Consider the following 6,436-nt stretch of genomic DNA (forward strand, 5'->3'; position numbering starts at 1 on the left):
TAAATACCTATAATTTTTTTGTGACACCGCCAAATTTTGGCGGTGTTTTTTGTATGTCCGCCAAATCACGCCAAAAATCGGGCCGAGGACCGCCAAAAAATTGGCGTAAACCCAACATTGAAATATCGGTGTAAGTACTGGTACGCTTAAGTTAATCGTGGTTAAGTAGATTTTGCTATAGTAAGTAATACTATATAAGATTTCATTTAAAATAAGAGCCTGGCTATCTATGAAGAAAGTAGAGATTGTAGATTTTTTTAAAGTTACTAGCTAGTCAACGTACTTCACCATAAAACTTTATATAAAGGTAGGCGTGTATTTTGAAAGTAGAACTTGAAAATTTATTTTCTATAGATGAATCTAGTCAAGATCAAGTTATTAATGTTTATAATCGCTATGGTATTTTTATCGGTGCACCTAAAATAAGAAAAAGAAATTTAAAGGCATCTTTTAATCCTATTTTTACATTAAATGAAGACGTAACATATGAACATGTAGCAGCACTATATAAATCATTGGAACACGAATTAGGAATTGTTTCAATCGGAGAACGTTTTTACTTTGACTTTTCGGATAGCGAATATGAGCAAGCACCATTGTTCACACTAAACTCAACTGGTAACTCACCTGATATGTTTATAGATGATAGAGGAACTTTATTTTCTATAAACACTCATTGCCAGCATTGCGGACTAATGGAAAAAGAACAGCTTTCGCCATTAGTGATAGATACAACAGAAATGAAAGACCGTCATCTAGTCCATGTAAGTGGATATTGGGTGGCTTCACAGGAATTAGTGAATTTAATGAAGCAAGAGGATATTAAAGGCTATGAACTTTTAGAGGTTATTCATCGAGGACCGGAAGAAGGGAAGCAAAAAGCTTTTCAAATTTTTCCGACACAAGTATTACCAGAAGGTAGCACTGAAAGAGTTAAATTGTATTTTGCGACAGAACAACCGCCATGTCGTTGCGGATTAAGTGGAGCAATCAATGGTCCTGATATTTATAAGCGTAAAGATTTAACCAATATAAAAAATGATGTATTCTTCTCAGCAGAATGGAGCCATGACGGAAGATATTTATATCGAAAAACTTTGTTTAGTAGAAAGTTTAGAGAATTAATTATTAAAAAAAATATATCTCGTGAGGTAAGAGGAGAGAAGGATAAAAACTTCGGGCCAAAAGATTGGTTATTCGATCCAGTACTATTAAAATAATTCAGACTGAAGATGAGGAAGTGTATATTTTGTTTAGAAAAATAATACCTATCGTTGCAATCTTATTTATCGTTGCATTAGCTCTTTCAAATTATTTTAATAAGGCAGAAGAAAAAACATTTGTCATTCCCCAGGAAAGAGGGGGCACATTGGGTTAGTTTTCACCAATCCCCTCGTACCTTAAAAAGCAAATTCACCTCTAACTGACTTAAATATGATATGATGTGAAAAATATAACAGCATATAGTTTTGAGGTGAAGTATTAAATGAAAAAATGGGCTTATCCTTTAGCGGCATTAACGCTCATTATCTTTTTTGTGTTACGAGTTACTTTTCAAAGTAAATTAATCAATACTTTTGATACAAAAATGGCTGATTTATTTTTCGGTAATCGTTTTATAGAATTTTTTCACTATATTGGTGAACCAGCATTTGTAGTGTCTGTAGCTTTAGTCTTAATAGTGTATTTAGCATGGAAGGTAAAAAATAACCGAGGTATACTATTTGTTTTGTTAACAATTGCAGGTGGGAATGTACTTAACCAATTATTGAAAAAATGGGTACACCGACCAAGACCTGAGATTGAAGATCAATTAACATCCTTTAGCTTTCCATCTGGACATGCTATGGCCGGTATTTTGTATTTATTTACAATAGCCTATATTTTTTCGGAGAACAATAGCAAGGAACGTAAGACATTGCTTTGGCTTGGGGCAATTGTTCTAACTGTACTTATTGGTTTGTCTCGAGTTGCGGGAGCCCGTCATTTTGCTTCAGATGTAGTGGCCGGATGGAGTATGGGTTATACGTGGTTTATCATTTGTGTAATTTGGTATGAACGTCGAAAGAGACTTTTTAAGGCGGAAAATAAATTATGAATTTGGAAAGGGAGCCATCTAATTGAAGGTGGCTCCCTTTGTTATGTAGAAACATACTTCTAAACATACCGCCCTTATTTCACAAAGCGTTTCAATTACATTGAAACAGCTTTTTCTGCTTCCATAAGCTTTTTTACAACTTCTAAGCAATCATAGAATGTTTCAAAGGGCTCATAAGGAAGCTGAAGGTCTTTACAGCGTTTAATAAGATGATCTCTAGCAAGTACTAAATTTGCCTGTTTTGCTGCCTCAAAATCAGAAAGTGAATCTCCAATCACGATTTTAAAATGATTGCTCTGTGTAACTTTTCGCATAACGCTTGGCTTGCAGCAACCACAACCCTGTGTCTCAAATTTCGCACATTCTTCATCACAGCTATTTGGAAAGATGAGTTTAATGTGCTGTCCTGAAAAATCAGCGCTGTTACAATATATACCAGAAAATGGACCGTATTTTTTTAATAGTGGCTCAATGAAAAAATCGACACCCCCACTAACAATATAAAACGGAATATGTTTCTCTTGTGCAAAACGAACGAAATCGCCAAACCCCTCACGTACAATAGCCGTATCCAATAAATATTGGATCACAGCATCCTTTTGTTTAGTTGATAATAGCTCGAACATTGCTGAAACACCATCTTTAAAGGTTATAGTTTGTTCCATCATTGCTTTTGCAATTTTCTCAGATTCCTCTGGAACGAATTGAGTCATTAGAGAGACGATATTATCTGTTTCTGTTATAGTGCCATCAAAATCACAGAAAATAATTGGTTTCAAGCTACTTCCCCCTTTAAGAAAAAACGTCTACTTTTGCAGTAGACGTCCGAATTTTACCTTTACACCATTTTCATCGGCTTTTGTTAAGATAATTTGATGATCTGGAAATTGATTTTTCATGGAATTTACGAAATCTTGTGCAATAGCAGTAGGGATGATGGAAATCAGTGTTGGTCCGGCACCGCTTAAAGCCGTTCCAAATGCACCATTAGCCTTTGCGGCAGTATGAATTTCTGTATATTGTGGAATTAATTTGGCGCGGAAAGGTTCATGGAATAAATCAGCTTCCATATAACGACCTGCACGCTCAAAATCATGAACCATTAATGATGCTGCTAGCATATTTGCATTTGCAGAGGCCCTCACTGCATATGCACGGTCAAATTGTTCTGGTAAAACTGACCGAGATTCACTTGTTTTTAGTTCGACATCGGGCACATACACAACAAAGAAAGCATCAATATCACTGACATGAAATGTATCAACAACGCCATTTTCATCCATTGAGGAAATTGTTAATCCTCCTAATACCGAGGCTGTTGCATTGTCTGGATGTCCTTCGATTTGTGAGGATAAATTGAGTTTATCCTGTACAGTTAAGCCTAGGTCACAGACTTGGTTAGCTAATTCAATTCCTGCAACGATGACTGCTGCACTACTCCCCAAACCACGGGCTAATGGAAGCTCACTCGCCATTTCAACACGGCAGGCAGGTAGCTGCTTACCGTATTGATCCGCAATATTTTTGGCAATCACGTATAGTAAGTGCTCTTCCAGCTCAAACTCTTTAGGACCATTATCATCGAGGTGGATAATTTCCCAACTATCCTGTAAAGACACAGTTAACTTTAAGTAAAGAGACAAGCCAAGTCCTATTGAATCAAAGCCCGGCCCTAGATTTGCTGTGCTCCCAGGAACTGAGATTTCCCACATATTACTCATAGTACGCCCTCGATGTATTTTCGAATTTCTTCTTCATCGTTTTTAAGTGAGACAACATCTACAGTTGAGACATTCATTGCAGTTTCAGGATCTTTTAATCCATTACCCGTGAAAATTGTCACAACTTTAGAGCCCTTGGCAATCTTGCCATTTTTAACGGATTTAATAACGCCTGCTAATGATGCAGCTGAACCTGGTTCGACGAAAATTCCTTCAGTGCCAGCAATTAATTTGTAAGCAGCTAAAATTTCTTCATCTGTAACCGAATCAATAATTCCACCAGACTCATCGCGAGCTGCTTCTGCAAATTTCCAGCTTGCAGGATTGCCGATACGAATAGCTGTCGCCACTGTCTCAGGATTAGCAATAGGTTCACCTTTGACAATTGCAGCTGCACCTTCAGCTTCAAAGCCGAACATCTTTGGTAAACCAGAGCCTTTTGCAGCATCATATTCTTTAAAGCCTTTCCAGTACGCAGTAATGTTACCTGCGTTACCAACAGGGATACAAAGATAATCTGGAGCTGTTCCTAAAGCATCTACAATTTCAAATGATGCTGTTTTTTGACCTTCGATGCGGTATGGATTCACAGAGTTTACAAGTGCGACTGGAGTTGTTTCACTTACTTGACGAACAATATTTAATGCATCATCAAAATTACCGTCGATCTCGATAATTTTTGCACCATACATTGTCGCTTGGGCTAGTTTACCTAGGGCCACTTTTCCTTTAGGGATAACGACTATGGACTGGATTCCAGCACGTGTTGCATAAGCTGCCGCTGCGGCTGATGTGTTACCAGTTGAAGCGCAAATAACACATTTGCTACCATCTTCAATCGCTTTTGCAACGGCAAACACCATACCACGGTCTTTAAAAGAACCGGTTGGATTTGCACCTTCGATTTTTCCATAAAGCTCAATGCCAAGTTTTTTAGATAAATTTACTAAATGTATAAGAGGCGTATTGCCTTCGTTTAAAGTTAGAGCAGGTGTATTTTCTGTTACGGGTAAAAATTGTTTATATTCTTCAATTAGGCCTTTCCACATAACGTTTACGATCTCCTTTTGTTCTTATAGAAAGAACAGTTGTTTTTGTATAAAAGACATTTTAACGCAAATTGCCCCATGTTTTCAATAGCATTTCAGAAATTGTCGAAACAATTCGGTAATTTGAATTTTTGCTTGTCACTTTCTTGAAACAACTGTATAGTAAACTTACGATTGTATAGTCAAGTGTAAAGACAGGTGATTAAAATGACGATAAATACAGTAACAACGAGTAAGTCTCAACAATCTATTTCTCGTAATAAGCTTTTAGGGATAGCAGGCGTTGGCTGGCTTTTTGATGCAATGGATGTAGGAATATTATCATTCGTTATTGCAGCATTAGCAGTTGAGTGGGGATTAACGCCAAGTCAATCGGGCTGGATAGGTAGCATAAACTCAATTGGGATGGCTGTAGGAGCTCTTATTTTCGGCGTGCTTGCCGATAAAGTGGGACGCAAGCAAATCTTTATGTGGACGCTTGTATTATTTTCGATTGCAAGTGGCTTGTCTGCATTTACAACTACATTAGCTGCTTTTATGGCACTACGCTTTTTAGTAGGCATGGGACTAGGGGGAGAATTGCCAGTCGCATCGACGCTAGTTTCTGAGAGTGTAGAAGCCAAAGAGCGTGGGCGAGTGGTTGTTTTACTGGAAAGCTTCTGGGCGGTGGGCTGGTTAATCGCAGCATTGATTTCGTATTTTGTTATTCCATCATGGGGATGGCGTATAGCTTTATTGTTAACGGCAATTCCAGCAATATATGCAATTTATCTTCGCTGGCACTTACCAGATTCACCACAATTTGTCGTGAAGGCAGAGTCTAAGAAACGTAGTGTTGTGCAAAATATTCGAGAAGTATGGTCAAAAAAATATGTACGCTCGACACTTATGTTATGGGTGCTATGGTTTACGGTCGTTTTCTCGTATTACGGTATGTTTTTATGGCTACCAAGTGTCATGGTTGGTAAAGGCTTTGATATGATTACGAGCTTTAAATATGTTCTTATTATGACGCTTGCGCAGCTACCAGGTTATTTTACAGCTGCATGGTTTATAGAAAAATTCGGACGAAAATTTGTACTTGTTTCTTATTTAATTGGTACAGCTGTAAGTGCTTTCATTTTTGGTAATGCTGAAACAATAGTAGTGCTATTAACTTCTGGGATGTTTTTATCGTTCTTTAACTTAGGGGCTTGGGGTGCACTTTATGCGTATACACCAGAGCAGTATCCAGCTATTATTCGTGGAACGGGTGTAGGAATGGCAGCAGCTATTGGGCGCATCGGTGGTATTTTTGGACCTCTGTTAGTAGGCTTTTTGTTAACAGCAGGTTATGATATCGGCTACATCTTTGCTATTTTCTGCGGAGCGATTATTATCGGTGTTGTTGGGGTCATATTTTTAGGTCAAGAAACGAAACAAATTGAATTAGAATAACAAAAAGAATCATGTCTTGGATGAACTATAGTCCAAGACATTTTTTATAATTTTACACTACCGTCGCATGAATTTTAACTGAAATTTCAGATTTATTATTCCGCCTTTTTAGAGTAAAAACGAAGACATGT

7 protein-coding genes are annotated in these 6,436 nt (G+C 37.5%); 4 read left to right on the top strand and 3 right to left on the bottom strand.

Annotated elements, in window-relative coordinates:
* Positions 1 to 320 precede the first annotated feature (320 nt).
* From AMS59_RS01080 to AMS59_RS01090, 3 genes are all read left to right on the top strand, one after another.
* Positions 321 to 1,220 carry a hypothetical protein gene (locus AMS59_RS01080; RefSeq protein WP_053481919.1) on the top strand — a complete coding sequence of 300 codons (900 nt, stop codon included), beginning with the start codon at positions 321 to 323 and terminating at the stop codon, positions 1,218 to 1,220.
* A gap of 29 nt (positions 1,221 to 1,249) precedes the next feature.
* The gene (locus AMS59_RS26600; protein WP_255349992.1) at positions 1,250 to 1,378 is read left to right on the top strand and encodes a hypothetical protein; all 129 of its coding nucleotides are present in this window, start codon (positions 1,250 to 1,252) and stop codon (positions 1,376 to 1,378) included.
* Positions 1,379 to 1,486: 108 nt separating this feature from the next.
* Complete coding sequence (locus AMS59_RS01090; RefSeq protein WP_053481921.1) at positions 1,487 to 2,098, top strand: phosphatase PAP2 family protein; 612 nt, start codon at positions 1,487 to 1,489, stop codon at positions 2,096 to 2,098.
* A gap of 95 nt (positions 2,099 to 2,193) precedes the next feature.
* Here AMS59_RS01090 and AMS59_RS01095 read toward each other — a convergent pair whose 3' ends face one another.
* Genes AMS59_RS01095 through thrC form a run of 3 tightly spaced genes read right to left on the bottom strand, consistent with a single transcriptional unit; the run spans position 2,194 to position 4,868 of the window.
* Positions 2,194 to 2,877 (bottom strand): MtnX-like HAD-IB family phosphatase, encoded by a 684-nt coding sequence (locus AMS59_RS01095; RefSeq protein WP_053481922.1) that lies wholly within the window; start codon positions 2,875 to 2,877, stop codon positions 2,194 to 2,196.
* A gap of 27 nt (positions 2,878 to 2,904) precedes the next feature.
* The gene (thrB, locus tag AMS59_RS01100; protein WP_053481923.1) at positions 2,905 to 3,819 is read right to left on the bottom strand and encodes a homoserine kinase; all 915 of its coding nucleotides are present in this window, start codon (positions 3,817 to 3,819) and stop codon (positions 2,905 to 2,907) included.
* Entirely contained in the window at positions 3,816 to 4,868 is a 1,053-nt protein-coding gene (thrC, locus tag AMS59_RS01105) for a threonine synthase (RefSeq protein ID WP_053481924.1), read from the bottom strand. Before thrC ends, thrB begins: the two co-directional genes overlap by 4 nt.
* 207 nt (positions 4,869 to 5,075) lie before the next feature.
* Here thrC and AMS59_RS01110 point away from each other — a divergent pair, with 207 nt between their 5' ends.
* Positions 5,076 to 6,305: an MFS transporter gene (locus AMS59_RS01110; protein WP_053481925.1), complete on the top strand. Its 1,230-nt coding sequence runs from the start codon at positions 5,076 to 5,078 to the stop codon at positions 6,303 to 6,305.
* Positions 6,306 to 6,436 lie beyond the last annotated feature (131 nt).

Source organism: Lysinibacillus sp. FJAT-14745, assembly GCF_001275675.1.
GTDB lineage: Bacteria > Bacillota > Bacilli > Bacillales_A > Planococcaceae > Lysinibacillus.

Excerpts from the sequence above, each read along its gene's own strand:
- AMS59_RS01090 (WP_053481921.1), top strand. The coding sequence starts at position 1,487 with ATGAAAAAATGGGCTTATCCTTTAGCGGCATTAACGCTCATTATCTTT.
- thrB (WP_053481923.1), bottom strand. The coding sequence starts at position 3,819 with ATGAGTAATATGTGGGAAATCTCAGTTCCTGGGAGCACAGCAAATCTA.
- thrC (WP_053481924.1), bottom strand. The coding sequence starts at position 4,868 with ATGTGGAAAGGCCTAATTGAAGAATATAAACAATTTTTACCCGTAACA.
- AMS59_RS01110 (WP_053481925.1), top strand. The coding sequence starts at position 5,076 with ATGACGATAAATACAGTAACAACGAGTAAGTCTCAACAATCTATTTCT.